Below are 26,387 nucleotides of genomic sequence, written 5' to 3' on the forward strand. Positions count from 1 at the left end.
GAGATGCCGTTGACCCCCGAGGACGTGCGGAACAAGCAGTTCACGACCGTCCGCCTCCGAGAAGGCTATGACGAGGACGAGGTCGATGCCTTCCTCGATGAGGTCGAAGCCGAACTGACCCGTCTTCTGCGGGAGAACGAGGACCTGCGCGCCAAACTTGCCGCTGCCACGCGCGCTGCCGCGCAGAACCAGCAGCAGCAGGGCATGCGCAAGGGTCCGGACCAGCAGGACCAGCAGCAGCAACAGCAGCGACCGGGTGCACCGGTGCCCGCTGCCATATCGGGCCCGCAGCCGGTCCCGCCGCAGCAGCAGCAGGGGATGGGTGGCCCTCCCCAACTGCCCGGTGGTGCACCGCAGCTGCCTCCCGGCCCCGGCGGTCACGGACCGCAGGGTCCGCACGGCCCCGGTCCCATGGGCCCCGGCGGCCCGCTGGGTGGCCCGATGGGCGGCCCCGGTGGTCCGCAGCAGCAGCTGCAGCAGGCGCAGCAGCAGCAACAGCAGCAGGGTGGCCCCGGCGGCGACAGCGCCGCGCGCGTTCTGTCGCTGGCACAGCAGACCGCCGACCAGGCAATCGCGGAGGCCCGTTCCGAGGCCAACAAGATCGTCGGCGAGGCGCGCAGCCGCGCCGAGGGCCTGGAGCGGGACGCCCGCGCCAAGGCCGACGCGCTGGAGCGGGACGCGCAGGAGAAGCACCGCGTGGCGATGGGTTCGCTGGAGTCGGCCCGCGCCACCCTGGAGCGCAAGGTCGAGGATCTGCGCGGCTTCGAGCGCGAGTACCGCACGCGGCTGAAGTCCTACCTGGAGAGCCAGCTGCGCCAGCTGGAGAACCAGGCCGACGACTCGCTGGCCCCGCCGCGGACGCCCGCGGCCGCCTCGCTGCCGCCGTCGCCCTCGATGGCGTCGGCCGGTGCGGGCACCATGGGCGGCAACCACACCATGGGTGGCGGTCAGTCGATGGGCGGCCACGGCGGCCCCTCCAACGGTGGTCCGTCCTACGGCGGCCAGCAGCAGATGTCGCCGGCGATGACCCAGCCGATGGCGCCGGTGCGGCCCCAGGGCCCGCAGCCGATGCAGCAGGCACCGTCGCCGATGCGTGGCTTCCTCATCGACGAGGACGACAACTGACGCCCGTGTAGGCGCCCAGTCGGCAAGGGCCGGGCCCCGAGGGAGATTTCCCTCGGGGCCCGGCCCTTTTGCCTTTGTGTCCCGGTTGGCAGCTTTCTTACGGTTCGGGTGTTTTGGGTACGGCGTTGGGGCGGTGTCGGGCGTGGCGTGGCTGCGGCCCCGCGAGCGATGCCCGGCGTCCACGGCCCCCGGTACGGGAGTCTCGATACGAGCGTCCCGCCAAGCGAGTCCCCGCCATGAGAAAGCCCCCCGGCGCGGGTGCGCCGGGGGGCTCGGTGCGGCGGGTGCCGCGGTGGTCGCTCAGGCCTTGCGCAGCAGGAAGGTGAGGGACAGGCTCTCGTCCGTGAACGGTTCGCCGTAGCCGTCCGCGGCCTCGCCCTCGGCGAAGTCGGTGGCGAGCACCTCGTCGGAGATCAGTCCGGCGTGGTCGGCCAGCGCGGTGCGCACGTCGGCGTCGGTGGACTGCCAGCGCAGCGCGATCCGGTCGGCGACGTCCAACCCGCTGTTCTTGCGGGCCTCCTGGATCAGCCGGATGGCGTCGCGGGCCAGGCCGGCCCGGCGCAGCTCCGGGGTGATCTCCAGGTCCAGGGCGACCGTGGCTCCGGAGTCGGAGGCCACCGACCAGCCCTCGCGCGGGGTCTCGGTGATGATGACCTCGTCGGGGGCCAGCGCCACGGTCTCGCCGTCGACCTCGACGCTCGCGGTGCCGTTGCGCAGCGCCAGCGACAGGGCCGCGGCGTCCGCCTCGGCGACGGCCTTGGCGACCGCCTGGACGCCCTTGCCGAACCGCTTGCCCAGGGCACGGAAGTTGGCCTTGGCGGTGGTGTCGACCAGCGAGCCGCCCACGTCGGAGAGCGAGGCCAGCGAGCTGACGTTGAGCTCCTCCGCGATCTGCGCGCGCAGGTCCTCGGTGAGGTCCGCGAAGCCGGTGGCGCCGACCAGCGCCCGGGACAGCGGCTGGCGGGTCTTCACCCCGGACTCGGCGCGGGTGGCGCGGCCCAGCTCGACCAGGCGGCGCACCAGCGCCATCCGGGCCGACAGCGTCGGGTCGATGCGGTCCTGGTCGGCGACCGGCCAGTCGGAGAGGTGGACGGAGTCCGGGGCGTCCGGGGTGACCGGGACGATCAGGTCCTGCCAGACCCGCTCGGTGATGAACGGCGTGAGCGGGGCCATCAGCCGGGTGACGGTCTCGATGACTTCGTGCAGGGTGCGCAGCGCGGCGGCGTCGCCCTGCCAGAACCGCCGGCGCGAGCGGCGGACGTACCAGTTGGACAGGTCGTCGACGAAGGCGGAGAGCACCTTGCCGGCCCGCTGGGTGTCGTAGGCCTCCAGGGACTCGGTGACCTGCTCGACCAGGGTGTTGAGCTCGCCGAGCAGCCAGCGGTCCAGCAGCGGGCGGTCGGCGGGGGCCGGGTCGGCGGCGGACGGCGCCCAGCCGGTGGTGCGGGCGTACAGCGCCTGGAAGGCCACGGTGTTCCAGTAGGTCAGCAGCGTCTTGCGGACGACCTCCTGGATGGTGCCGTGGCCCACCCGGCGGGCGGCCCAGGGCGAACCGCCGGCGGCCATGAACCACCGGACGGCGTCGGCGCCGTGCTGGTCCATCAGCGGGATCGGCTGGAGGGTGTTGCCCAGGTGCTTGGACATCTTCCGGCCGTCCTCGGCGAGGATGTGGCCCAGGCAGACGACGTTCTCGTAGCTCGACTTGTCGAAGACGAGGGTGCCGACCGCCATCAGCGTGTAGAACCAGCCGCGGGTCTGGTCGATGGCCTCCGAGATGAACTGCGCCGGATAGCGCTTCTCGAAGAGCTCCTTGTTGCGGTGCGGGTAGCCCCACTGCGCGAACGGCATCGAACCGGAGTCGTACCAGGCGTCGATGACCTCCGGGACGCGGGTGGCGGTCTCCTGGCAGGTCGGGCAGGCGAAGGTGATGTCGTCGATGAACGGGCGGTGCGGGTCGAGGCCGGACTGGTCGGTGCCGGTCAGCTCGGTCAGCTCGGCGAGCGAGCCGACGCAGGTGAGGTGGTCCTCCGCGCAGCGCCAGATGGGCAGCGGGGTGCCCCAGTAGCGGTTGCGGGAGAGGGCCCAGTCGATGTTGTTGTTGAGCCAGTCGCCGAACCGGCCGTGCTTGACGGAGTCCGGGTACCAGTTGGTGTTCTCGTTCTCCCGCAGGAGGGCGTCCTTGACCGCGGTGGTGCGGATGTACCAGGACGGCTGGGCGTAGTACAGCAGCGCGGTGTGGCAGCGCCAGCAGTGCGGGTAGCTGTGCTCGTAGGCCAGGTGCCGGAAGAGCAGGCCGCGGGCCTGCAGGTCGGCGACCAGGGCCTCGTCGGCCTTCTTGAAGAACTGGCCGCCGACGAGGTCGAGGTCCTCCTCGAAGGTGCCGTCCGGGCGGACCGGGTTGATCACCGGCAGGTCGTACGCCTTGCAGGTCTTGAGGTCGTCCTCACCGAAGGCGGGGGCCTGGTGGACGAGGCCGGTGCCGTCCTCGGTGGTGACGTACTCGGCGTTGACGACGATGTTGGCGCCGTCGAGCTCGACGAGGGCGAAGGGGCGGCGGTAGCTCCAGCGCTCCATCTCGCGGCCGGTGAACGACTGACCGGTGGCGGTCCAGCCCTCGCCGAGGGCCTTCTCCAGCAGCGGCTCGGCGACGACCAGCTTCTCGGTGCCGTCGGTGGCGACGACGTAGGTGACGTCGGGGTGGGCGGCGACGGCGGTGTTGGACACCAGGGTCCAGGGCGTCGTCGTCCAGATCAGCAGGGCGGCCTCGCCGGCCAGCGGCCCGGAGGTCAGCGGGAGCCGGACGAAGACCGAGGGGTCGACGACCGTCTCGTAGCCCTGCGCCAGCTCGTGGTCGGACAGGCCGGTGCCGCAGCGGGGGCACCACGGGGCGACGCGGTGGTCCTGGACCAGCAGGCCCTTGTCGAAGATCTCCTTGAGCGACCACCACACCGACTCGATGTAGTCGGGGTCCATGGTGCGGTACGGGTCGTCGAGGTCGGTCCAGTAGCCCATGCGGGTCGTGAGCGCGGCGAAGGCGTCGGTGTGGCGGGTCACCGACTCACGGCACTTGTCGTTGAACTCGGCGATGCCGTACGCCTCGATGTCCTGCTTGCCGTTGAAGCCCAGCTCCTTCTCCACGGCGAGCTCGACCGGGAGGCCGTGGCAGTCCCAGCCGGCCTTGCGGCCGACGTGGTAGCCCTGCATCGTGCGGAACCGGGGGAAGACGTCCTTGAAGACGCGCGCCTCGATGTGGTGGGCGCCGGGCATGCCGTTGGCGGTCGGGGGACCTTCGTAGAAGACCCACTCGGGCCGTCCCTCGGACTGCTGGAGGGTACGGGCGAAGACCTTCTGCTCCTGCCAGAACTCGAGCACGGCGTGCTCAAGGGCGGGGAGGTCTACCTGGGCGGGCACCTGGCGGTACTGGGGCTGCGGACTCATCGGGGGTTTCCTCCGGCGGACACCTGCTGCGTTCTCCGTCCGGAGGGACGAGAGCGTGCTCCCGCGGTACCACCCTCCTTGGCGGCGCTTGCGCACCGCCCCCTCATTGGGGTCGCGCTGCCGGTTCTACTCGCCCTGGGACACTGCGGGCTTTCTTCCGGCGGCTCCGGGCTGATCTTCGCGTCGCGCACGCCCCCGGGCTCGCACCGTCCCCGGGTCGCTCCTGGCTGCGTACGACGCTACTCGTCCCATCAATGCCTCTCGCTGGGGCCAGTGTACGGGCCCGCGGCGACAGCGGCCGACCGGTTTTCCGCTGCCCGCGGGGACGGACCGGCGCAGCGCGCGCCGTACGTGACCCGAATGGCGATAGGCCGGGTGCCGCAGTGGGCGGGTCGGGTGCTCCCGTCGTCGTGCCCGCGCCCGGTCGCGGGCTCACCAGGCGGATTAGGGGCTGCGGAGAGGGGCACAACCGGGACACACCGGAGTTCCGGGCGGTGCGGCCGCGCATGCCCGGCGGTGCGTCCCGTTGCCGCAGGCCCTGCGGCGATTTATCGTTCCCGTCACGATTCGCGAACAAGATCACATATGTGAAGGGGTCGCGGCCATGGTGGCGAAGAAGACCGCCGCGGAGAAGAGCACGGCGCCTGCCGGCGAGGCCGTCGCGAAGCAGCCCGAGCCCGAGCAGCACGCGCCGACCCCGGAAGCGGCGGAGAAGGCCGCGCCCGGGAAGACCGCGCCCAAGAAGGCCGCGGCGAAGAAGACGGCCGCGAAGAAGACGGCCGCGAAGAAGACGGCGGCGAAGAAGACCGCGGCCAAGAAGACCACGGCGAAGAAGACGGCGAAGAAAGCCCCGGCCGAGAAAGCCCCGGCCAAGAAGGTCGCCACGCATGCCGCCGGCACCGCGGCGGCCACGGAGACGAGGGCCGCCGATGTGACGGCCGCAGAGACGACCGCGGTCAAAAGGGCCGCGGAGCCCGCGAAGAAGACGGGAGCCAAGACGGTGGTGGGGAAGAAGACCGCGGCGGTGCACGCCGGGGCACACGACCAGGACTCCGCGGTGCCCAAGGCCCGCAAGGCCGCGGCGCCGGACGAACTCGCCGTACGGCCCGGCGAGGACCCCTGGACCCCGCAGGAGGTCGCGGAGGCCCGGTCCTCGCTGATGGGTGAGGTGGAGCGGCTGCGGAGCGAGATCACCGCGTCCGAGGACGCCATCGCCGGGCTGATGCGGGACTCCGGAGACGGAGCCGGCGACGACGAGGCGGACACCGGCAGCAAGAACATCACCCGCGAGCACGAGCTGTCGCTGGCCTCCAACGCCCGGGAGATGCTGTCGCAGACCGAGCGGGCGCTGGGCCGGCTCGACGCGGGCACCTACGGCCTCTGCGAGAACTGCGGCAAGCCGATCGGCAAGGCGCGGATGCAGGCGTTCCCCCGGGCGACGCTGTGCGTGGAGTGCAAGCAGAAGCAGGAGCGGCGCGGCTGACGTCGGCGGATCGGTCGCGGGGGCGGACCGGGACCGCCCCCGCGACCGTACGGGTGTGCCGTACCCTCGTGCGCAGAGCCTGTCGTGGCCCCGGCCGGGGCTCCGCGACAGGCTCTCAGCCAGGCGTGGCCTGGCCGCGGATTCGAACGGGCTGAGGGACTCACACGTGGCAGAGGCGGAGCGCATCACCGGTACGCCGGAATCCGAGCCGGGTTCCGGAGCGGATCCCGCTGCGGGATCCGAAGGGGGAGAGCCGGCGGTGGAGCCGGAGCAGGGCGCGGGCCGGGGCAAGCGGCGGATCGTCGCGCTGCTGGTCGTGGCCGCCGTGGTCTATCTGCTGGACCTCGGCAGCAAGCTCCTGGTGGTGGCGAAGCTGGAGCACCACGCCCCCATCGAGGTCGTCGGGACGCTGCTGCAGTTCGAGGTGATCCGCAATCGCGGCGCCGCGTTCGGCCTGGGCGAGGCCCTGACGATCTTCCTGACGATCATCGCGGCGGCCGTGATCCTGGTGATCGCGCGGATCGCGCGCAAGCTCTACAGCCTGCCCTGGGGCATCGCCCTGGGGCTGCTGCTCGGCGGTGCCTTCGGCAACCTCACCGACCGGATCTTCCGCTCGCCCGGCGTCTTCGAGGGCGCGGTGGTCGACTTCATCGCCCCGGCGCACTTCGCGGTCTTCAACCTCGCCGACTCCGCGATCGTCTGCGGCGGCATCCTGATCGTCATCCTGTCCTTCCGCGGCCTGGACCCGGACGGCACGGTCCACAAGGACTGAGGGGCCCGTGGCCCGCCCCGCAGGCCCTGTGGGCCCGGCCGCGGGGCGGGGGACCGCCGCCGGGCAGGGGACCGTGGCGGGACTGCCATACTCGTGGGGTGAGCACCATTCCCGAGATCCGCACCCTGCCCGTACCGGACGGCCTGGAGGGCGAGCGCGTCGACGCCGCGCTGGCCCGCATGTTCGGCTTTTCCCGTACGAAGGCGGCCGAGCTCGCCGCGGCCGGAAAGGTCCGGGTCGACGGATCCGAGGTGATGAAGTCCGAGCGGGTCCACGGCGGGGCCTGGCTGGAAGTCGAGATGCCCCGGGCCGCGCCGCCGGTGGAGATCGTCGCCGAGCCCGTCGAGGGCATGGAGATCGTGCATGACGACGACGACATCGTCGTGATCGTCAAGCCTGTCGGCGTCGCCGCGCACCCCAGCCCCGGCTGGAGCGGCACCACCGTCATCGGCGGCCTCGCCGCCGCCGGCTACCGCATCTCCACCTCCGGCGCCGCCGAGCGGCAGGGCATCGTGCACCGCCTCGACGTCGGCACCTCCGGGCTGATGGTCGTCGCCAAGTCCGAGCGCGCCTACACCCTGCTCAAGCAGCAGTTCCGTGAGCGCACGGTCGACAAGCGCTACCACGCCCTCGTACAGGGCCACCCCGACCCGATGAGCGGCACCATCGACGCCCCCATCGGCCGGCACCCGCAGCACGACTACAAGTGGGCGGTGACGGCCGAGGGCAAGCCCTCGGTGACGCACTACGACCTCATCGAGGCGTTCCGGGCGGCCAGCCTGCTCGACATCAAGCTGGAGACCGGGCGCACCCACCAGATCCGGGTGCACATGTCCGCCCACCGCCACCCCTGCGTCGGCGACCTCACCTACGGCGCCGACCCGACGCTCGGCAAGCGGCTCGGCCTCACCCGTCAGTGGCTGCACGCCATGCGGCTGGGCTTCGAGCACCCCTCCGACGGCCGGTGGGTCGAGTTCGAGAGCGCCTACCCCGAGGACCTGCAGCGCGCCCTGGACACGGTCCGCGACGAGAGCGCGTGAGGCGGGGCGGCAGCGTATGAACGGGTATGCCATCGAGGTCGTCGCGGACGGCGACCTGGCGGGCTGCCACGCCGTCCGCCGTGAGGTCTTCGTCGGCGAGCAGGGCGTCCCGCTGGAGATCGAGATGGACGCCTACGACGCCTACGCCGTCCATCTGCTCGCCACCGCGCCCGACGGGCGGCCGGTCGGCACGGCCCGCTTCCTGTACGGCCCGGCCGCGCGGAAGAAGTACGAGACCTTCGGCATCGACGACGACCTGACCGCGGTGCTCGGCCGGCTCGCCGTCGGCGCGGCCGCCCGCGGCACCGGCCTCGGCGCGGCCCTGGTGCGCGCGGTCGAGGCCGAGGCGCTGCGCCGGGACCTGGCCGAGGTCTATCTCCAGGCCCAGAGCCACGCCCTCGGGTTCTACGAGCGGCTCGGATACACCGCCTACGGCCCCGAGTTCGACGAGGGCAGCGGGATCGCCCATCGCGCGATGCGCAGGCGGCTGCGGTCCGGCTGAGCGGGCAACGGATCGCGTCGTGGCAGGCTTGGGGCGGAAAGTGATCGAAACCGACCCCGGAGCGTAGCCACCGTGGACCAGCTGGCTCTGCTGTTCGTACTTCTTCTCGGGGCCGTGGTCATGGTTCCGGTCGGCAACCGGCTGGGGATGCCCCCGCCGGTGCTGATGACCCTCGGCGGGGCCGTCCTGGCGCTGCTGCCGTTCGTGCCCAACGTCGAGGTGCCGCCCGAGTTCATCCTGCCGCTGGTGCTGCCGCCGCTGCTCTACGCCGCGGTGCAGCGCACCTCTTGGCGGCAGTTCACCGCGAACCTCCGGCCGATCTTCCTGCTCGCCGTCGCCCTGGTCTTCGCCACCACGGCCGCCGTCGCCGCGGTCGCGCAGGCCGTGGTGCCCGGTCTGCCGCTGGCCGCGGCCGTGGTGCTCGGTGCGCTGGTCGCGCCGCCGGACCCGGTCGCCGCGACCGCCGTCGCCGGCCGGCTCGGGCTGCCCCGCCGCATGGTGTCGATCCTGGAGGGCGAGGGGCTGTTCAACGACGTCACCGCGATCGTCCTCTACCACGTCGCGCTGGCCGCGGCGGTCAGCGGATCCTTCTCCCTGCCCGCCGCGCTGGGGTCGCTGGTGCTGTCCGCCGTGGTCGCCATAGCGGTCGGTCTGGTGATCGGCTGGGTCGCCAACAAGCTGATGGGGCTGCTCGACGATCCGACGCTGCAGATCGGCCTGACCCTGCTGCTGCCGTTCGTCGCCTACGTCATGGCCGAGGAGTTCCACGGATCCGGCGTGCTGGCGGTGCTGACCACCGCGCTCTTCCTCGCCGAGTACGCCGTGGACGCCGACGACGTGATGGGCCGGCTCGCCGGATACACCTTCTGGGAGGTCGTCGACACGCTCGTCACCGGCGTCGCCTTCGGCCTGATCGGGCTGGAGCTGCACAACATCTTCGGCACCGCCTCCGGCCGGTGGGGTGAGATGCTCGGCGCCGGCGCCGCCGTCGTCGGGGTGGTCGTCGCCGTCCGCCTGCTGTGGCTGCTGCCCGCCGCCTGGCTGGCCAAGCGGATGCACAAGCGCCGCGACTACGACGAGGACATCCCGATGAGCTGGCGGGAGACCCTCATCATGTGGTGGTCCGGTATGCGCGGGGTCGCCTCGGTCGCGCTGGCCCTGGCCATTCCGTACACCATCGACGGGGGCGGGGACTTCCCCGCCCGTGACGAGATCCTCTTCATCGCCTTCGCGGTGGTGCTCACCACGCTCGTCGTGCAGGGCCTGACGCTGCCCTGGCTGGTCCGCAGGCTGCGGGTGCGTGCCGACTCCGAGGCGGAGGACGCCCTGGAGCGGGAGCTGGCGGTCCGGGTGATCAAGGCGTCCAAGCGGCGTCTGAAGGAGATCCTGGAGGTCGAGGAGCTGCCCGAGGAGATCAGGGACCAACTGGCGCGCCGTGCCCATGACATCGGTGCCCGCATCGCGCCGGACATCGTCGACGACGAGCGGCGCGAGCACTTCGAGAAGCGCATCACCCGCATGAAGAAGGTGCAGCGCATCCAGGGCGAGATGCTCTCCGCGGCCCGGCACGAGGTGCTCTCCGCCCGCAGCGAGCCCGGCGCGGACCCGGAGGTCGTGGACCGGGTGCTGCGGCATCTGGACATGCGCAGCCTCCGCGGGACGCCGTGACGGCCGGCTGCAACGGCGGTGACGGCGGTGCCCGGGCTGTCAGTCGCCCGGCTTGCGCAGGTCCGGCGCCTCGTCCCGACGGGCCGGGGCGCGCCCGTCCGGCGCGGTGGTGGTGCTGATCCGGGGCAGCGCGTAGGCGTGCTCGGCCTGCAGCCACTCGACCATCTGCTCGCGGACCTGGCAGCGCACCGTCCAGAGGGTGTCCGCGTCCCGGGCGGTGACCAGGGCACGCACCTCGATCGTCGTCGGCGTGCTGTCGGTCACCACCAGGCTCCAGGAGCGGCCGTCCCAGTCCGGGCAGTCCTGCAGGATCTCGTGGAGCCGCTGGCGCATCTTCTCCATCGGCGCGGTGTGGTCGAGGTGGAAGAAGACCGTGCCGGTCATCTGCGCGCCGCCGCGCGACCAGTTCTCGAACGGCTTGCTGGTGAAGTACGACACCGGCATGGTGATCCGGCGCTCGTCCCAGGTGCGGACGGTCAGGAACGTGAGGGTGATCTCCTCGACGGTGCCCCACTCGCCGTCTACCACGACGGTGTCGCCGATCCGCACCATGTCGCCGAAGGCGATCTGCAGACCGGCGAAGAGATTGCCCAGGGTCGACTGGGCGGCGACACCGGCGACGATGCCCAGCAGTCCCGCCGACGCCAGCACGGACGTGCCGACCGCCTGCATCTCGGGGAAGGTCAGCAGCATCGAGGCCGCCGCCACCACGATCACCACGGCGGTCACCACCCGCTGGATCAAGGTGACCTGGGTCCTGACCCGGCGCACCCGTGCCGCGTCCCGCGCGCCCGAGGCGTAGCGCGAGTACGACGACTCGACGATCGCCGCGGAGGCCCGGACCGCGAGCCAGGCGGTGGCCGCGATCAGCACCAGGGTCAGCGCCCGGCCGATTCCCGCGGTGTGCGCCTCGACCAGTTCGAGCTTCGTCTCGTCGTACGAGCCGCGCAACAGTGCCGTGCACAGCACCACTTGCAGCGGCATCCGGCAGCGCCGCAGCAGGCCCCACAGCGGGGTCTCCGGGTGTGCGTTGTCGATACGGATCAGAGCCCGGTCGGCGAGCCGGACCAGGATGAGCGTGACCACGATCGACCCGCCGACGACGGCGATCGGGCGCAGCACGTCCTCCAAGGACACGGGATCCCCTCCTCGATGTGATGCCCGGGTGCTTCGGGCGCGTGTGATGTGCTCGTACCCGGTACCGCCGACCGTAACTGGCACGATGGGGGCAGTGCGATCCAACTCCAGGGAAGTGATGTCTGTGCCGGCCTCCGCCGAGTCCTCGACCAGCGGGTCTTCGACGATTGTCCTGTTTCATTCGGTGTGCGGGCTGCGGCCGGCGGTGCACGCGGCGGCCGACCGGCTGCGTGCCGCAGGACATGAGGTGATCGTCCCGGACCTGTTCGAGGGGCGGACCGCCGACTCCGTGCCGGAGGGCATCGTCATCAAGGACGACATCGGCAAGGAGGAGCTGCTCAAGCGCGCCATCACGGCCGCCGCGCCCTACTCCGAGCGCGGTCTGGTCTACGCCGGCTTCTCCTTCGGCGGCGCGGTGGCGCAGAATCTCGCGCTGGGCGACGAGAAGACCCGCGGGCTGCTCCTTCTGCACGGTACGTCCGACATCGCGGAGGGGGCCGAGGCCGACGACCTGCCGGTGCAGTTGCATGTCGCCGACCCCGACCCGTACGAGCCGCATGACTGGCTGAACGCCTGGTACCTCCAGATGCGCCGGGCCGGCGCGGACGTCGAGGTCTTCCGTTACGCCGGCGCCGGCCACCTCTTCACCGACTCCGAACTGCCGGATTACGACGCGGAGGCGGCGGAGAGCACCTGGAAGGTCGCGCTGGGCTTCCTCGCCGTGCTCTGAGCCGGGCACGGCGGCCCCGGCCCGGCTCACGGGCCCGCCGGGGTCAGCCCACCGGCCGGTCCGCCCGCTCCAGCAGCTGGGTGCCGGACCGCGTGCGGTAGGAGCGCAGCAGTTCGCTGGTGGCGTTCGGGTCCGTCTTGTCGGAGATGCCGAAATAGTCCATCTGGGTGCGCTGGGCGTCGACGTCCAGGACGCCGTAGCCGTGCGAGTCCATGTCCAGCCACTTCACATGGCGGTTGGCGGCCTTGAGGGCGGCGACCCCGACGAGCGAGACGGTGTGCGGGGCGACGTGCAGGAAGTCGTCCACGTTGTCGGAGGTGACGGAGGTGACCACGAACTCCGTCGCCACCGGGCGGGTGGCGGGGTAGGTGGCCGCCTTGAGCGGCACCTCGTTCGCCCAGGCCATGTGGATGTCGCCGGTGAGGAACACGGTGTTGTCGATGCCGCGGTCGCTGAGGTGGCCGAGCAGCTCGCGGCGGTCGTCGGTGTAGCCGTCCCACTGGTCGGTGTTGACGGCCAGGCCCTCCTTGGGCAGGCCGAGGATCTCGGCGAGCGGGCCGAGCAGATGCGCGGGCAGCGCCCCGAACGCCACCTGCGAGATCATCACCGACGTGCCGACCAGCCGCCAGGCGGTGTCGGAGCGCTCCAACCCGGCCTTGAGCCAGTCCAGTTGGGCCCGGCCGGTCAGCGTGCGGCCGGGGTCGTCGACCGCGCCGCTGCCGGGCGTGGCCTGCTCGTCGCGGAACGACCGCAGGTCCAGCAGATGCAGATCGGCGAGGTTGCCGAAGCGCAGCCTGCGGTAGGTGGTGCCCGCGATGGACGGGCGGACCGGCATCCACTCGAAGTAGGCCTGCTTCGCCGCCGCCATCCGCGCGCTCCAGGCGCCCTCGGAGTCCGGCGTGTGGTTCACCGCGCCGCCCGACCAGGCGTTGTCGGCGAACTCGTGGTCGTCCCAGATGGCGATGACCGGGTGCGAGGCGTGCATGGCCAGTGCGTCCGGGTCGGTCTTGTGCACGCCGTGCCGGGTGCGGTAATCGGCGAGCGTGAGCAGCTCGTGGGCGGGGGAGTGCGGGCGCACGACGTACGCGAAGTCCGGGTACTCGCCGGACTTGTACTCGTAGAGGTAGTCGCCGAGGTGCAGCACCGCGTCCAGGTCGCTGCGGGCCGCCAGGTGGCGGTAGGGAGAGAAGTAGCCGGACTCCCAGTTGGCGCAGGAGACCACGCCGAAGCGGACGTTGCCGGCCGCCGCGTCGTGGGCGGGAGCGGTGCGGGTGCGGCCGACGGGGGAGTGCTCCCCGTCCACGGTGAAGCGGTAGTAGTAGGCGGTGGCGGGCCGCAGGCCGCGGACGTCCGCCTTGACGGTGTGGTCGGCGGCGACCGAGGCGGTCACGCTGCCGCGGGCGACGACGGTCCCGAACTCCCGGTCCGTCGCCACCTGCCACCCCACCTCGGTGGCGGGCCCGCGGCCGGAGCCCGGGGTGGCCTCGGGTATCGGAGTGACGCGGGTCCACAGCAGGACCCCGTCCGGGAGCGGGTCGCCCGAGGCCACCCCGTGCCGGAAGAACCGGTCCTCTTCCGGGGCCTCTTGGGCACGTGCGGGGGCGGCAGCGGCGAACGGCAGCAGGGCGGCGGTGGCGGCTACGGCCGTGACGGCAGTGCGGCGCGAGATCTGGTCATGATCGGTCACGGCCGATCACCTTACTGGCCGGTAGGTGGGACCGGGAGGGCACTGACTACTCTTCCTGAGAATTCGCCCGCCCGTTCCCCGTACGGCGTTCACCGCACGCCGCGAAGGCGCTTCCTACGGAGTCTTCTCCCCTTCGCGGATACCGTTGCCGGTGCCGCCCGCCCCGCCCTGGTCCGTGCCCTTGTCGCCGCCGGCGCCGCCGCCCTTCGCCGGGCCGAACTCCTTGTCGATCATCTTCTTGAAGTTGGCCAGGGCGAGCTGGTTGTACTGCGCCTGCGTCATCTGCTGCTGGGGGATCTCGGCCATCACGAGCTTCTTGTCGCCGTGGAAGAAGGTCGGTGTGCCCTTGACGCCCTTGCGGCCGAACAGGGCCGTCATCTCCATCGCCCAGCGGTCGTAGGTGCCCTTCTTGACCGCCGTCGTGAAGGACTTGTTGCCCTTGAGCGCGGGCACGTCACCGGCGACCTTGAGCAGCTCGGCGTCCTTGGCGTAGACGTCCTCCCGCTCGTCGGGGTGGTACTTGGTGGAGTACAGCGCCGCCTTGAACTTCAAGAACGCCTCGGGGCTGACGTCCAGCGCCGCGCCGAGCGCGCTGAGCGCGTTCTTCGAACCCTCGCCGTTCGCCATGCCGTCGATGAACGAGTACATCGTGAAGCGGACCTTGTACCGGCCGTCCTCGACGTCCTTGAGCAGCGCCTCGCCGGAGCTCTGCTCGAACGCCGCGCAGGCCGGGCAGCGGATGTCCTCGAAGACCTCCAGGGTCTCCTTGGCGCCCTTGTCACCTATCAGGATCTCGGTGCCGTTCTCGCCCTGTGTGTGCGCCGGCTTGGTGAGCTCGGCTTCCTTGGCGGCCTCCCAGCCGGTGGGCTCGTTGGCCTTCATGACGGCATAGCCGACGCCCCCGGCCAGCGCGAGAACGCCGACCACCGCGCCGGCCACGACGAGTTGGCGGCGCAGCCGGTCCTTCTTCTTCTGGCGCTCGCGCTCGGCGCGGATCCGTTCGCGGGCTGCCGACTTGTTGCTCTGGCTGTTGCGGTTGCTCATGGGTGTGTCCCGGTCCCCTCAGGTGCTGCGGCTGACTGGATGGCTGTGCGACGTGCGCGGACGGCGGACGGCGGGGAGCGCCGTCGCCGCCGTCAGGCCGTGGCGTGGGGCGGGCCGCGCCGCAGTACGCAGTGGCCGAGGAGGGGGAGCGGGCGCGCCGGGATTCCCGGGTGCGGCGGCCGGATGCGACGGCGGAGGGGCGTGAGCGCGGCGTCGGCGAACGTGGCCGCGGCCAGCAGGGGCCCGAAGGCGAAGGCCGCCACCGCGCGCAGCAGGTCGTCCAGCGCGGCGTCCCCGCGGTGCAGCCAGGCGGCGGCCAGCAGGCCGACCGCCAGATGGGCGCCGAGCAGCAGCCACGGCGCCGCCCCGGGGGAGACCGGTGGCAGCGGGCCGTCAGGGTGGGCCGCGACCCGGGCCAGAGGGGTGCCCCATTCCCCGCCCCGGCACAGCAGGTCGACGCCGACGGAGCGCAGCGGCCCGGTGAGCGGGCCGCCGGCCTGGCCGTAACAGGTGTGCTGTCCGGCGGTGAAGGCGGTGTCGGCGGCCAGTTCCAGCGGCAGCAGGAGCGCGGCGATCGGGCCGTAGCCGCGTGGCCGGCCGGTCAGTGCGTACGCCGCGGCGAAGATCCCGGCGCAGAGCGCGACGACCGTCACCGGGGGCAGCGGTTCCCGGGAGAGCAGGACATGGGAGGCCGCGGAGAGAGTGACGCACAGGGCGGTGAAGAGCGCCGCCCGCACCGCCCTCAACTGCCCGTCCACGCCGGCCGCCGGTCGGGCGTCCGGGCCAACTCCCGTCCCCTGCATGCCGGGAGTCTGCCATGGGCACGGCAGGAGGCCGGGTCAAGATTTGGCATCGGCCGGCGCGCGGAGCCGCGCGCCGGCCGTGGGTTCGCGGTGTGTCCCGTGGCGGGTGCCGTGCCCGTGTCCGCCCGGGGCGGCACGGGCGGGACGTCACCCGGTCAGGACTTGAGGCCCTTGTCGACCATGGAGTTGAAGGCGCCCACGGTGGACGGGGCGACCTTGCCCTGTCCGCTGTCCGTGCCCAGCACGGTGTTGTTGAGCTTGATGGTCGGCGTGCTCGTGACGTCCTTGACCGAGTTGAAGGCGTCGGACATCTCCAGCGCCCACCGGTCGTAGGTGCCGGCCTTGACCGCCTTCTGGAAGGCCGCATTGCCCTTGAGCTCGGGGACCGTGTCGGCGACCTTGATCAGGTAGCTGTCGTCGGCGAACTTGTCCGGCCCGGTCTCCTCGGGGTGGAACTCCTTGGAGAACAGCGCCTCCTTGTACTTCAGGAAGGCGTCCGGGCCGACGTTCAGTGCGGCGCCCATCGCGCTGAGCGCGTTCTTGGAGCCGGTGCCCTTGAGGTTGCCGTCGAGGAACGTACCGAGGTGGAAGGACGCCTTGTACTTGCCGTCCTTGATGTCCTTCTGGACCGTCTCGCCGACGTTCTGCTCGAAGTTGGCGCAGCCGGGGCAGCGCGCGTCCTCGAAGAGTTCCAGGGTGTTCTTGGCGTCCGGCTTGCCGATGACGACGGTGGTGCCCTCGGCGCCGGTGGTGTTCGCGGGCTTGACGAGCTTGGCCTTCGCGGCCTTCGCCCAGGCGTCGCCGCCGCCGGCGCCGCTGTCGTCGCCGCCCAGATTGGCGACCGCCACGCCGATACCGCCGGCGACCGCGAGCACCGCGACGATCGCACCGCCGACGATCAGCTGGCGGCGCATCCGCTCCTGCTTCTTCTGCCGCTCGCGCTCGGCGCGCAGCCGCTCGCGGGCTGCCTGCTTGTTGGCCTGGCTGTTGCGGTTGCTCATGGCTGTTCCTGCTCCGTGGTGTCCGTGGGGAAGGGTGCGTGCTGTCGGGAGGCGTACGCGCGTGTTGACCGGCGCCTACGCGGGCCGAGGCCGAGCCTCAGGCCGCGAGCGCGCAGGGCGGTCCACGGCGCACGACGCAGTGCACGAGCAGGGGCAGGTCATGGGCCGGCGGCCCCGGCCGGAGGGGAGCGGGCGCCGGGCGGCCCGGCTCCGCCGCCCCGGTGGTCACCGCGACGGCGATCAGCAGGGGCCGGAAGGCGAAGCCCGCGACCGCGCTCAGCGTCTGCGTCAGCGCGGCCTCGCCGCGGCGCAGCCAGCCGGCGGCCAGCAGGCCGACGAGCAGATGCGCCCCGAGCAGCAGCAGCCAGGTGGAGGCGGAGGAGGTGTGCTCCCCCGACAGCCGCACCAGGGGCGCGCCGACCTCGCCACCGCCGCAGAGCAGGTCCACGCCCAGGGACCGCAGCGGGCCGGTGACCGGACCGCCGCCCTGTCCGTAGCAGGTGTGCTGGCCGAGGCTGAAGACCGTGTCGGCGGCCAGCTCCAGGGGGAGCAGCAGCGCAGCGATGCGCCAGTAGCCGCGCTCCCGGCCCGCCAGCGCGTAGGCGAGGGCGAAGACGACGGCCGAGAGGGCGGCGACGGTGGTCAGCGGCAGCGGCATGCGGGACAGCAGCACGTGGGACGCCGAGGACAGCGTCACGCACAGCGCAGTGAAGAGCGCCGCGCGCAGTGCCCGCAGGTGTGCCGCCGAGATGTCCATTCCTGCGAGTGTGCCACGGTCCCGGATAAGCACCGCCTAAGAGGGGACGAAAAGGCGCGTACCAGCCCATACCGCCCATGCGGAAGATAGGGGTGACGTCACCGGGGCGCTGTCAGAGGCCGGGGATCCGCCCGTTGCGGAAGAGGTCCACGAAGATCTGGTGATCGGCGCGGGCGCGGGCGCCGTAGGAGTGCGCGAAGTCCACCAGGACCTCGGCGAAGCCCTCCTCGTCGGCCGCGATGGCCGCGTCGATGGCGCGCTCGGTGGAGAACGGCACCAGGGAGTGGCCGCTCTCGTCGTCCGCCGCGGCATGCATGGTGGCCGTCGCCCGGCCCAGGTCGGCCACCACGGCCGCGATCTCCTCCGGGTCGTCGATGTCCGACCAGTCCAGATCGACCGCGTACGGCGAGATCTCGGCGACCAGCTGCCCCGCGCCGTCCAGCTCGGTCCAGCCCAGCCACGGATCGGCGTGCGCCTGCAGGGCGCGCTGCGAGATGACCGTGCGGTGGCCCTCGTGCCGGAAGTATTCGCGCGCCTCCGGGTCGGTGACGTGCCGGGAGACGGCGGGGGTCTGGGCCTGCTTCATGTAGATGACGACATCGTTCTCCAGGGCGTCGCTGTTGCCCTCCAGCAGGATGTTGTACGACGGCAGCCCGGCCGAGCCGATGCCGATGCCGCGCCGCCCCACCACGTCCTTGACCCGGTAGGAGTCCGGGCGGTTCAGGCTCGACTCCGGCAGCGTCTCCAGATAGCCGTCGAAGGCCGAAAGGATCTTGTAGCGGGTCGCCGCGTCCAGCTCGACGCTGCCGCCGCCCGGCGCGAAGCGCCGCTCGAAGTCGCGGATCTCCGTCATGGAGTCGAGCAGCCCGAACCGGGTCAGCGAGCGGGCGTCGCGCAGGGCACCCAGCAGGGCGCCGTCGGCGGTGTCCAGGGTGAAGGGCGGCACCTCGTCGTCCTTGGCGCCGGTGGCCAGGGCGCGGATGCGCTCGCGGTAGGCGGCGGCGTAGGTGCGCACCACGTCGGTGATCTGCTCGTCGCTGAGCGCCTTGGCGTAGCCGATCAGCGCGGCCGAGGCGGCGAACCGCTTGACGTCCCAGAGGAAGGGGCCGACGTAGGCCTCGTCGAAGTCGTTGACGTTGAAGATCAGCCGGCCGGTGGAGTCCATGTACGTGCCGAAGTTCTCCGCGTGCAGATCACCGTGGATCCAGACCCGGGAGGTCCGCTCGTCCAGATACGGACCGCGGCTCGCACCGCCGTCCGTCCGCCCGTCGCCCGCCGCCTCCAGGTCGCGGTAGAACAGGCACGCCGTCCCCCGGTAGAAGGCGAAGGCGGAGGTGGCCATCTTGCGGAATTTCACGCGGAAGGCCGCGGGGTCCGCGGAGAGCAGCTCCCCGAAGGCGGTGTCGAAGACGGCGAGGATCTCCTCGCCGCGCTGCGCGGCGTCCTGTGCCGGGGCGTACGGGGACGACATCGCTGGGTGCCTCCTGAGGTGCGCGGACGACGCGGCGGTCCGTGTCGTGAGGACGTGATGCGGTGACGCGGACCGGCGATCCCGGGCGACGGCGAGCGCTCACCCGGACCGGTCACGACGACCTGTCACTGACAACGGGCGAGGCTACTCGCGAGTGCCCGGCGGGCGTGAGGGGGGATGCGGGGGCGCCTGTGTTGTCAGTGGGGAGTCGTAGACTTCGAGACCGTCTCACCCGTCCCTCCGGCTGCTGCCGGAGGGGCCCGCCGACCCGTCTCCCGGAGGTCTTCCGCCGTGGCCAAGCCGCCCTTCACGCACCTGCACGTCCACACCCAGTACTCGCTGCTGGACGGTGCCGCGCGGCTGAAGGACATGTTCGCGGCGTGCAACGAGATGGGGATGTCCCACATCGCCATGTCCGACCACGGCAACCTCCACGGCGCCTACGACTTCTTCCATTCCGCGCAGAAGGCCGGTGTGACGCCGATCATCGGGATCGAGGCGTATGTGGCGCCGGAGTCGCGGCGCAACAAGCGCAAGATCCAGTGGGGCCAGCCGCACCAGAAGCGCGATGACGTCTCCGGTTCCGGTGGTTACACCCACAAGACGATCTGGGCGGCCAACAAGACCGGTCTGCACAACCTCTTCCGGCTGTCCTCGGACGCGTACGCCGAGGGCTGGCTGACGAAGTGGCCGCGGATGGACAAGGAGACCATCTCCCAGTGGTCCGAGGGCCTGATCGCCTCGACCGGCTGTCCCTCGGGTGAGCTGCAGACCCGGCTGCGGCTCGGCCAGTACGAGGAGGCCCGCAAGGCCGCGGGGGAGTACCAGGACATCTTCGGCAAGGACCGGTACTTCCTGGAGCTGATGGACCACGGCATCGAGATCGAGCGCCGGGTCCGCGACGACCTGCTGAGGATCGGCAAGGAACTCGGCATCCCGCCGCTGGTGACGAACGACTCGCACTACACCTACGCCCACGAGTCCACGGCGCACGACGCGCTGCTGTGCATCCAGACCGGCAAGAACCTCTCCGACCCCGACCGCTTCCGCTTCGACGGCACCGGCTACTACCTCAAGTCCACGGACGAGATGTACGCCATCGACTCCTCGGACGCCTGGCAGGAGGGCTGCGCCAACACCCGCCTGGTCGCCGATCAGATCGACGTCACCGGGATGTTCGAAAAGCGCGACCTGATGCCGAAGTTCGACATCCCGGAGGGCTTCACCGAGGTCACCTGGTTCCAGGAGGAGGTCCGGGTCGGCATGGGCCGCCGCTACCCGGGCGGTGTCCCCGAGGACCGGCAGAAGCAGGCCGAGTACGAGATGGACATCATCATCCAGATGGGGTTCCCCGGCTACTTCCTCGTCGTCGCGGACTTCATCATGTGGGCCAAGAACAACGGCATCGCGGTGGGCCCGGGCCGAGGCTCCGCGGCCGGCTCGATCGTCGCGTACGCCATGGGCATCACCGACCTCGACCCGATCACCCACGGGCTGATCTTCGAGCGGTTCCTCAACCCCGAGCGCGTCTCCATGCCCGATGTCGACATCGACTTCGACGAGCGCAGGCGCGTCGAGGTCATCCGGTACGTCACGGAGAAGTACGGCGCCGACAAGGTCGCCATGATCGGCACCTACGGCAAGATCAAGGCCAAGAACGCCATCAAGGACTCGGCGCGCGTGCTGGGCTACCCGTACGCGATGGGCGACCGCCTCACCAAGGCCATGCCCGCCGACGTCCTCGGCAAGGGCATCGACCTCAGCGGCATCACCGACCCCCAGCACCCGCGCTACAGCGAGGCCGGCGAGATCCGGGGGATGTACGAGAACGAACCGGACGTGAAGAAGGTCATCGACACCGCCAAGGGCGTCGAGGGCCTGGTCCGGCAGATGGGTGTGCACGCGGCCGGCGTGATCATGTCCAGCGAGCCCATCGTCGACCACGCCCCGGTCTGGGTCCGGCACACCGACAACGTCACCATCACGCAGTGGGACTACCCGCAGTGCGAGTCGCTCGGCCTGCTGAAGATGGACTTCCTGGGCCTGCGCAACCTCACCATCATGGACGACGCCGTCAAGATGGTGCGGAAGAACAAGGGCGTCGAGCTGGAGATGCTCAACATCCCGCTGGACGACCCCAAGACCTACGAAATGCTCTGCCGCGGTGACACGCTCGGCGTCTTCCAGTTCGACGGCGGCCCGATGCGCTCGCTGCTGCGGCTGATGAAGCCCGACAACTTCGAGGACATTTCCGCCGTATCGGCCCTGTACCGCCCGGGCCCGATGGGCATGGACTCGCACACCAACTACGCACTGCGCAAGAACGGCCTCCAGGAGATCACCCCGATCCACCCGGAGCTGGAGGAGCCCCTCAAGGAGGTCCTCGGCCTGACCCACGGCCTCATCGTGTACCAGGAGCAGGTGCAGAAGGCCGCCCAGATCATCGCCGGGTACTCCCTCGGCGAGGCCGACATCCTCCGCCGCGTGATGGGCAAGAAGAAGCCCGAGGAGCTGGCGAAGAACTTCGTGCTCTTCCAGGAGGGCGCACGCAAGAACAACTTCTCCGACCAGGCCATCCAGGCCCTGTGGGACGTCCTGGTCCCCTTCGCCGGCTACGCCTTCAACAAGGCGCACTCCTCCGCGTACGGCCTGGTCACCTACTGGACCGCCTACCTCAAGGCCAATTACCCGGCCGAGTACATGTCCGCGCTGCTCACCTCGGTGCGCGACGACAAGGACAAGTCGGCGGTGTATCTCAACGAGTGCCGCCGCATGGGCATCAAGGTGCTGCCGCCCAACGTCAACGAGTCCGAGGCGAACTTCGCCGCCCAGGGCGACGATGTGATCCTCTTCGGCCTCACCGCGGTCCGCAACGTCGGCCAGAACGTCGTCGACTCGATCATCCGCAGCCGCAAGGCGAAGGGGAAGTACCTCTCCTTCCCCGACTACCTCGACAAGGTCGAGGCCGCCGCCTGCAACAAGCGCACCACCGAGTCGCTGATCAAGGCGGGCGCCTTCGACGAGATGGGGCACACCCGCAAGGGCCTGACCGCGCACTACGAACCGATGATCGACAACGTCGTGCAGGTCAAGCGCAAGGAGGCCGAGGGGCAGTTCGACCTCTTCGGCGGGATGGGCGACGACACCGCCGACGAGGGCCCCGGCTTCGGGATGGACGTCGAGTTCTCGGACATCGAATGGGACAAGGCATACCTGCTCGCCCAGGAGCGCGAGATGCTCGGCCTGTACGTCTCCGACCACCCGCTCTTCGGCCTGGAGCATGTCCTGAGCGACAAGGCCGACGCGGCCATCTCCCAGCTGACCGGCGGTGACTACTCCGACGGCTCGATCGTCACCATCGGCGGCATCATCTCCGGCCTGCAGCGCAAGATGACCAAGCAGGGCAACGCCTGGGCGATCGCCACCGTCGAGGACCTCGCCGGCTCCATCGACTGCATGTTCTTCCCGGCCACCTACCAGCTGGTCTCGACCCAACTCGTCGAGGACACCGTGGTGTTCGTCAAGGGCCGGCTCGACAAGCGCGAGGACATCCCGCGGCTGGTCGCCATGGAGATGATGGTTCCCGACCTCTCGGAGGCGGGCACCAACGCTCCCGTGACGATCACCATCCCGACGGTCAAGGTCACCCCGCCGATGGTCGAGAAGCTCGGTGAGGTGCTCAGCAGCCACCGCGGCTCCACGGAGGTGCGGATCAAGCTGCAGGGGGCGCGGAAGACTACGGTGCTGCGGCTCGACCGCCACCGCGTCACACCCGACCCGTCGCTGTTCGGCGATCTGAAGGTGCTGCTCGGCCCGTCCTGCCTGGCGGGCTGAGGCCGCGGGGCCGGGGCGGGGACGCCCTGATCGGTCACCACCGCATGCCCGAGGGGCGCGCCCACTGCGGGCGCGCCCCTCAACTCATGTCTGCAACACGTCAGTTGTGGCCGAAGCGGCGCTGATGCCGCCGGGCGACGTCTGCCGGGCTGCCCTGTGCCGGCTGCTGCGGCTGCGAGATGGCCTCGATGGCCGACTTCTGTGCCTGCTCGTGGCCGCGCTCGGCCTGGCTGGCTTTCTGCTGCTTACTTCGGTCCTTCTTGCTCTTGGCCATGGCCGTGCCTCCTGAGGGGGATCCTGGGATCGGGGCCGGGACCAGACTTACACGCCGGACAGAAGGCTGCATTTCGGACAATTACCCTGCGTGACAGGGGTGCTCGCGACCTGAGCCCTGACACCCCGCCGAATCCGCCACGCCGATGATCGAGTTCGGGCAGATAACCCCCGTACGGTCGGGCAGACTCGAAGGCAAGCCGAAGGAAACTCGTGCCACAGGCCGAGCCGGGGGGCGACCGGACTTCAGCACCTCAGGGAAGAGGGTGGAACGTGGATCGCTGCGTCGTCCTGGTGGACGCCGGATATTTGCTCGGCGCCGCGGCGAGTCTGCTCGCCGGAGAGCCCGCCCGGTCCCGGATCACCGTCGATCACGCCGCCCTCATCCAGGGGCTGCGCCAGCGCGCGGAAGGCGACACCGAACAGCCGCTGCTGCGCATCTACTGGTTCGACGGCGCCCCCGACCGCGTCCCCCAGCCCGAGCACCGCCGGCTGCGCGTCATGCCGCGGGTCACCGTCCGGCTCGGCGCTCTGACCCGCAGCGACGGGCGCTGGGCGCAGAAGGGCGTGGACGCCGCGATGCACGCCGAGCTGACCGAACTCGCCCGCAACCGCGCCTGCTCCGACATCGTGCTGGTCACCGGCGACGGCGATCTGCTCCCCGGCCTGATGTCGGCCAAGGAGCACGGCGTCGCGGTCCACCTCTGGGCCGTGCAGGCCGCCGACGGCGACTACAACCAGTCGGAGGATCTCGTCGCCGAGGCCGACGAGCGGCGGGTGCTCGACCGGGCGTGGATCACCCGCGCGGTGCGGGCCAAGGAATTCGGCGGGCCCTGCGCGCCGCCGCCGGTGCCCCGCCCGGAGATCGCGGCGATCCTCTCCGCACCGCTGCCGGAGTCCGCGGTCGCGGCGGCCGCGGCGGCCGCCGCCTCGGCCACCGGATCGGACGGCGCCGAGCGCCCCCACGAACACAACGGCTCCCACGACGCCGCCGCGCCCGGCGCCGACGGCGACGCGGATGCCGACCGGGAGCCGGGTGCGGGCACCAAGGTCGTCCCCACCCCCAAGGATCTCGCCGGGCTGGGCCGCGCCCACGCCGCCGGCCAGGGCCCGGCCGCCCCGCAGAACGGCGCCCAGCAGGCGCCGGCCGCCGGCGCCACCCTGCGCTGGTCCTCCGACAAAGGGTGGGTCGAACGCGGCGGCGGTCCGGTGGGCGAGCCGTCCGAGACGGCGTCCCTGCCGACCCTGGCCCTGCTGACCAGCGCCGAGCAGCGCTGGGCCGACCGCGAGGAGGACATCACCGCGGTCAGCGGCGACCCCTTCGAGGTCGGCCAGGTCTTCGCCCGCCGCTGGACCGAACGGCTCTCCGACGCGGCGCATCTGCAGCAGCTCTCCACGGAGTACCCGCGCATTCCGCACCGTATCGACGGCGAACTGCTGCGCTACGCCGCCAGGTTCGGGCTGCTCGCCCACAAGGACGACCAGATCGACGAACACGACCGCTATGCGATCCGGGCCGGGTTCTGGCGCGAGGTGGATCTGCGCACGGCCGCGGAGCACGCACCGGCCGGCAGCTGACGGCCCGCCGCCCGGACCCCGTGCCCCCGTCGCGTCCGGCCCGTGGAGCCCCGCGGGCCGGGGGCGGCCCGAGGGCGCGTACCCTCATAGCTCGTGAGGACGGGCGCAAAACAGGTGGAGCACGGCGGGACGGTGTGCGCCGTGCGGGACCTGGTCAAGACGTACCCCGCGACGCGCGGGCGCCGCGGCGCGGCGCAGGCGCCTGCCGTACGGGCCAGTGACGGCATCACCCTGGACGTACACCGCGGCGAGATCTTCGGGCTGCTCGGCCCCAACGGAGCCGGGAAGTCCACCCTGGTCCGTCAGCTGACGGGACTGCTGCGGCCGGACTCCGGCAGCGTCTCGGTACTGGGCCACGACCTGGTGCGCCATCCCGAGAGGGCCTCCAGGCTGCTCGGCTACCTCGGCCAGGAGTCCACCGCGCTGGACGAGCTGACGGTCGCGCTGGCCGTCGAGACCACCGGCCGGCTGCGCGGCCTCGGCGTACGCGAGGCGCGGGCGGAGCGGGACGCCGTGGTCGACGAACTGGGTCTCGCCGACATCGCCGGGCGGCCGCTGAAGAAGCTGTCCGGCGGACAGCGCCGGCTGGCGTGCTTCGCCACCGTCCTGATCGGCGAGCGGCCCCTGCTGGTGCTGGACGAGCCGACCACCGGCATGGACCCGGTCGCGCGGCGCGCGGTGTGGGCCGCGGTGGACCGGCGCCGCGGCGAGCGGGGCGCCACCGTGGTGCTGGTGACGCACAACGTGCTGGAGGCCGAGAGCGTGCTGGACCGGGTCGCGGTGATCGACCGGGGACGCGTCATCGCCTGCGACACGCCCGGCGGGCTGAAGGACATGGTGGGGGAGGAGGTCCGGCTGGAACTGGTGTGGCGCGACCAGCCTCCGCTGCACGTCCCCGAGATCGCCGGCCTGCACACCTCCGCGCATGTCTCCGGCCGCCGCTGGACCCTGCGGCTGCCCGCCGACCGGGCCCGCGCCGCCGTGGCGACGGTCACCGCGGGACCGGCGTTCGCCGCCCTCGACGACTTCACGCTCGCGACGCCCAGCCTGGAAGATGTCTACCTGGCCCTCGGCGGGCGCGCGGAGGGACTGGTCAAGGCGTGAGGCAGGTCGGGCCCGGAGACGGGCCGAGGCGTACGCGGGACATGACGAGGAAGTCTGGGGTGAAGGCGTGAGTGTGGTTCCCGCGCAGGCGGTGACCGGGGACGGGGCGGCAGCCCCCGACGCCGGGGCATGGCCCGAGGGCGCCCCGGCCGCCCCGCTGGCGCCCCGCGCCCGCCTGCTGCCCGCACTCGCCGCCGTCTACCGCGCCCAGCTCTCCCGGGCCAGGGTCGCGCGTATCCCCCTGCTCTTCGTCGCCACCTTCCAGTCCGTCGGCATCATGGTGCTGATGCGCGGCGTCGTCGACGGCGGCGACGAGGCGCGGGCCGTGGTGTCCGGCTCCAGCGTGCTGGTCGTGGCCTTCGTGGCGCTCAACCTGCTGGCGCAGTACTTCGGCCAGCTGCGGGCCGGCGGCGGCCTGGACCACTACGCGACGCTGCCGGTGCCGCCCGCCGCCGTGGTGCTCGGTGCGGCCGCCGCGTACGCCTCGTTCACCGTGCCGGGCACGGTGGTCACCGCCGTCACGGGCTGTGTGCTCTTCCAGCTGCCGATGGCCAACCTCTGGGTCCTGGTCGCCGTCATCCCGCTGTCCGGCGCCGCCCTGGCCGGCCTCGGCGCGGCCCTCGGACTGCTCGCGCCGCGCCAGGAACTCGCCACCCTCTGCGGCCAGCTGGGCATGTCGGCCGCGTTGCTGCTGGGCGTGCTGCCCGCCGGGCGGCTGCCCGCGGTGATCGGCTACGCCCGCGACCTGCTGCCCTCGACGTACGGGGTCGAGGCGCTGACCCGCAGCTTCGACGCGCATCCGGACTGGCTGGTGGTCTGCGCCGACCTGGGCGTCTGCGCGGCCGTCGGGGTGCTCTCGCTGGCCGTCGCGACCTGGGCGTACCGCCGGGCGGCGGCCCGGTGAGCGGCGCCACGGGCGGGCCGGGACGTCCCTCTGCCG

At 71.5% G+C, this 26,387-nt stretch carries 20 protein-coding genes; 11 read left to right on the forward strand and 9 right to left on the reverse strand.

Features of this window, described 5'->3' with window-relative positions:
- The first annotated feature begins 3 nt into the window (after nucleotides 1–3).
- Nucleotides 4–1,125, forward strand: a complete 1,122-nt coding sequence (locus tag QOM21_RS26950) for a DivIVA domain-containing protein (RefSeq protein WP_407553596.1) — start codon at nucleotides 4–6, stop codon at nucleotides 1,123–1,125.
- Between the two features lie 300 nt (nucleotides 1,126–1,425).
- On the opposite strand, the gene ileS is transcribed toward QOM21_RS26950, so the two are convergent.
- Nucleotides 1,426–4,563 (reverse strand): isoleucine--tRNA ligase, encoded by a 3,138-nt coding sequence (gene ileS / locus QOM21_RS26955; RefSeq protein ID WP_407553597.1) that lies wholly within the window; start codon nucleotides 4,561–4,563, stop codon nucleotides 1,426–1,428.
- A gap of 604 nt (nucleotides 4,564–5,167) precedes the next feature.
- Between ileS and QOM21_RS26960 the strand changes: the two genes are divergently transcribed.
- The 5 genes from QOM21_RS26960 (at nucleotide 5,168) to QOM21_RS26980 (ending at nucleotide 10,028) form a co-directional block, all read left to right on the forward strand.
- The gene (locus tag QOM21_RS26960) at nucleotides 5,168–6,046 is read left to right on the forward strand and encodes a TraR/DksA family transcriptional regulator (RefSeq protein ID WP_407553598.1); all 879 of its coding nucleotides are present in this window, start codon (nucleotides 5,168–5,170) and stop codon (nucleotides 6,044–6,046) included.
- Between the two features lie 166 nt (nucleotides 6,047–6,212).
- Complete coding sequence (gene lspA / locus QOM21_RS26965; protein WP_407553599.1) at nucleotides 6,213–6,818, forward strand: signal peptidase II; 606 nt, start codon at nucleotides 6,213–6,215, stop codon at nucleotides 6,816–6,818.
- A 98-nt stretch (nucleotides 6,819–6,916) separates the two neighbouring features.
- Nucleotides 6,917–7,858, forward strand: coding sequence for an RluA family pseudouridine synthase (locus QOM21_RS26970; RefSeq protein ID WP_407553600.1), 942 nt, complete (start codon nucleotides 6,917–6,919; stop codon nucleotides 7,856–7,858).
- Nucleotides 7,859–7,874: 16 nt separating this feature from the next.
- On the forward strand, nucleotides 7,875–8,360 hold the full coding sequence (locus QOM21_RS26975; RefSeq protein ID WP_407553601.1) for a GNAT family N-acetyltransferase: 486 nt from the start codon (nucleotides 7,875–7,877) through the stop codon (nucleotides 8,358–8,360).
- Between the two features lie 72 nt (nucleotides 8,361–8,432).
- Nucleotides 8,433–10,028 (forward strand): Na+/H+ antiporter, encoded by a 1,596-nt coding sequence (locus QOM21_RS26980; RefSeq protein ID WP_407553602.1) that lies wholly within the window; start codon nucleotides 8,433–8,435, stop codon nucleotides 10,026–10,028.
- A gap of 39 nt (nucleotides 10,029–10,067) precedes the next feature.
- Here QOM21_RS26980 and QOM21_RS26985 read toward each other — a convergent pair whose 3' ends face one another.
- Nucleotides 10,068–11,159, reverse strand: a complete 1,092-nt coding sequence (locus tag QOM21_RS26985) for a mechanosensitive ion channel family protein (protein ID WP_407555838.1) — start codon at nucleotides 11,157–11,159, stop codon at nucleotides 10,068–10,070.
- A 124-nt stretch (nucleotides 11,160–11,283) separates the two neighbouring features.
- Here QOM21_RS26985 and QOM21_RS26990 point away from each other — a divergent pair, with 124 nt between their 5' ends.
- Complete coding sequence (locus tag QOM21_RS26990) at nucleotides 11,284–11,895, forward strand: dienelactone hydrolase family protein (RefSeq protein WP_407553603.1); 612 nt, start codon at nucleotides 11,284–11,286, stop codon at nucleotides 11,893–11,895.
- Between the two features lie 43 nt (nucleotides 11,896–11,938).
- Here the strand turns inward: QOM21_RS26990 and QOM21_RS26995 are convergent, their stop codons facing one another.
- From QOM21_RS26995 to QOM21_RS27020, 6 genes are all read right to left on the reverse strand, one after another.
- Nucleotides 11,939–13,582, reverse strand: coding sequence for an alkaline phosphatase D family protein (locus tag QOM21_RS26995; protein ID WP_407553604.1), 1,644 nt, complete (start codon nucleotides 13,580–13,582; stop codon nucleotides 11,939–11,941).
- A 114-nt stretch (nucleotides 13,583–13,696) separates the two neighbouring features.
- Entirely contained in the window at nucleotides 13,697–14,626 is a 930-nt protein-coding gene (locus QOM21_RS27000; protein ID WP_407553605.1) for a thioredoxin domain-containing protein, read from the reverse strand.
- A 92-nt stretch (nucleotides 14,627–14,718) separates the two neighbouring features.
- Nucleotides 14,719–15,429: a hypothetical protein gene (locus QOM21_RS27005; protein ID WP_407553606.1), complete on the reverse strand. Its 711-nt coding sequence runs from the start codon at nucleotides 15,427–15,429 to the stop codon at nucleotides 14,719–14,721.
- A gap of 155 nt (nucleotides 15,430–15,584) precedes the next feature.
- Nucleotides 15,585–16,430 (reverse strand): thioredoxin domain-containing protein, encoded by an 846-nt coding sequence (locus QOM21_RS27010; protein ID WP_407553607.1) that lies wholly within the window; start codon nucleotides 16,428–16,430, stop codon nucleotides 15,585–15,587.
- Between the two features lie 97 nt (nucleotides 16,431–16,527).
- Entirely contained in the window at nucleotides 16,528–17,187 is a 660-nt protein-coding gene (locus tag QOM21_RS27015) for a hypothetical protein (RefSeq protein WP_407553608.1), read from the reverse strand.
- 112 nt (nucleotides 17,188–17,299) lie between these two features.
- The gene (locus tag QOM21_RS27020) at nucleotides 17,300–18,658 is read right to left on the reverse strand and encodes a DUF2252 domain-containing protein (RefSeq protein ID WP_407553609.1); all 1,359 of its coding nucleotides are present in this window, start codon (nucleotides 18,656–18,658) and stop codon (nucleotides 17,300–17,302) included.
- Nucleotides 18,659–18,949: 291 nt separating this feature from the next.
- Here QOM21_RS27020 and dnaE point away from each other — a divergent pair, with 291 nt between their 5' ends.
- Complete coding sequence (gene dnaE / locus QOM21_RS27025) at nucleotides 18,950–22,492, forward strand: DNA polymerase III subunit alpha (protein WP_407553610.1); 3,543 nt, start codon at nucleotides 18,950–18,952, stop codon at nucleotides 22,490–22,492.
- 100 nt (nucleotides 22,493–22,592) lie between these two features.
- On the opposite strand, the gene QOM21_RS27030 is transcribed toward dnaE, so the two are convergent.
- Nucleotides 22,593–22,766: a hypothetical protein gene (locus QOM21_RS27030; RefSeq protein ID WP_398556169.1), complete on the reverse strand. Its 174-nt coding sequence runs from the start codon at nucleotides 22,764–22,766 to the stop codon at nucleotides 22,593–22,595.
- A gap of 272 nt (nucleotides 22,767–23,038) precedes the next feature.
- Here QOM21_RS27030 and QOM21_RS27035 point away from each other — a divergent pair, with 272 nt between their 5' ends.
- From QOM21_RS27035 to QOM21_RS27045, 3 genes are all read left to right on the forward strand, one after another.
- Nucleotides 23,039–24,343 (forward strand): NYN domain-containing protein, encoded by a 1,305-nt coding sequence (locus tag QOM21_RS27035; RefSeq protein ID WP_407553611.1) that lies wholly within the window; start codon nucleotides 23,039–23,041, stop codon nucleotides 24,341–24,343.
- Nucleotides 24,344–24,475: 132 nt separating this feature from the next.
- A complete protein-coding gene (locus QOM21_RS27040; RefSeq protein ID WP_407555839.1) occupies nucleotides 24,476–25,447 on the forward strand; it encodes an ABC transporter ATP-binding protein in 972 nt (323 codons plus the stop codon).
- A gap of 73 nt (nucleotides 25,448–25,520) precedes the next feature.
- Nucleotides 25,521–26,351, forward strand: coding sequence for an ABC transporter permease (locus tag QOM21_RS27045; protein ID WP_407555840.1), 831 nt, complete (start codon nucleotides 25,521–25,523; stop codon nucleotides 26,349–26,351).
- Nucleotides 26,352–26,387 lie beyond the last annotated feature (36 nt).

The organism is Streptomyces sp. Pv4-95, assembly GCF_045782725.1.
In the GTDB taxonomy this organism is placed as follows: domain Bacteria; phylum Actinomycetota; class Actinomycetes; order Streptomycetales; family Streptomycetaceae; genus Streptomyces.

Bases quoted from the DNA above. Each gene is read 5' to 3' on its own strand.
- QOM21_RS26950 (WP_407553596.1), top strand. From the start codon at position 4: ATGCCGTTGACCCCCGAGGACGTGCGGAACAAGCAGTTCACGACCGTC.
- ileS (WP_407553597.1), bottom strand. From the start codon at position 4,563: ATGAGTCCGCAGCCCCAGTACCGCCAGGTGCCCGCCCAGGTAGACCTC.
- QOM21_RS26960 (WP_407553598.1), top strand. From the start codon at position 5,168: ATGGTGGCGAAGAAGACCGCCGCGGAGAAGAGCACGGCGCCTGCCGGC.
- QOM21_RS26975 (WP_407553601.1), top strand. From the start codon at position 7,875: ATGAACGGGTATGCCATCGAGGTCGTCGCGGACGGCGACCTGGCGGGC.
- QOM21_RS26990 (WP_407553603.1), top strand. From the start codon at position 11,284: ATGTCTGTGCCGGCCTCCGCCGAGTCCTCGACCAGCGGGTCTTCGACG.
- QOM21_RS27000 (WP_407553605.1), bottom strand. From the start codon at position 14,626: ATGAGCAACCGCAACAGCCAGAGCAACAAGTCGGCAGCCCGCGAACGG.
- QOM21_RS27005 (WP_407553606.1), bottom strand. From the start codon at position 15,429: ATGCAGGGGACGGGAGTTGGCCCGGACGCCCGACCGGCGGCCGGCGTG.
- QOM21_RS27010 (WP_407553607.1), bottom strand. From the start codon at position 16,430: ATGAGCAACCGCAACAGCCAGGCCAACAAGCAGGCAGCCCGCGAGCGG.
- QOM21_RS27015 (WP_407553608.1), bottom strand. From the start codon at position 17,187: ATGGACATCTCGGCGGCACACCTGCGGGCACTGCGCGCGGCGCTCTTC.
- QOM21_RS27020 (WP_407553609.1), bottom strand. From the start codon at position 18,658: ATGTCGTCCCCGTACGCCCCGGCACAGGACGCCGCGCAGCGCGGCGAG.
- QOM21_RS27030 (WP_398556169.1), bottom strand. From the start codon at position 22,766: ATGGCCAAGAGCAAGAAGGACCGAAGTAAGCAGCAGAAAGCCAGCCAG.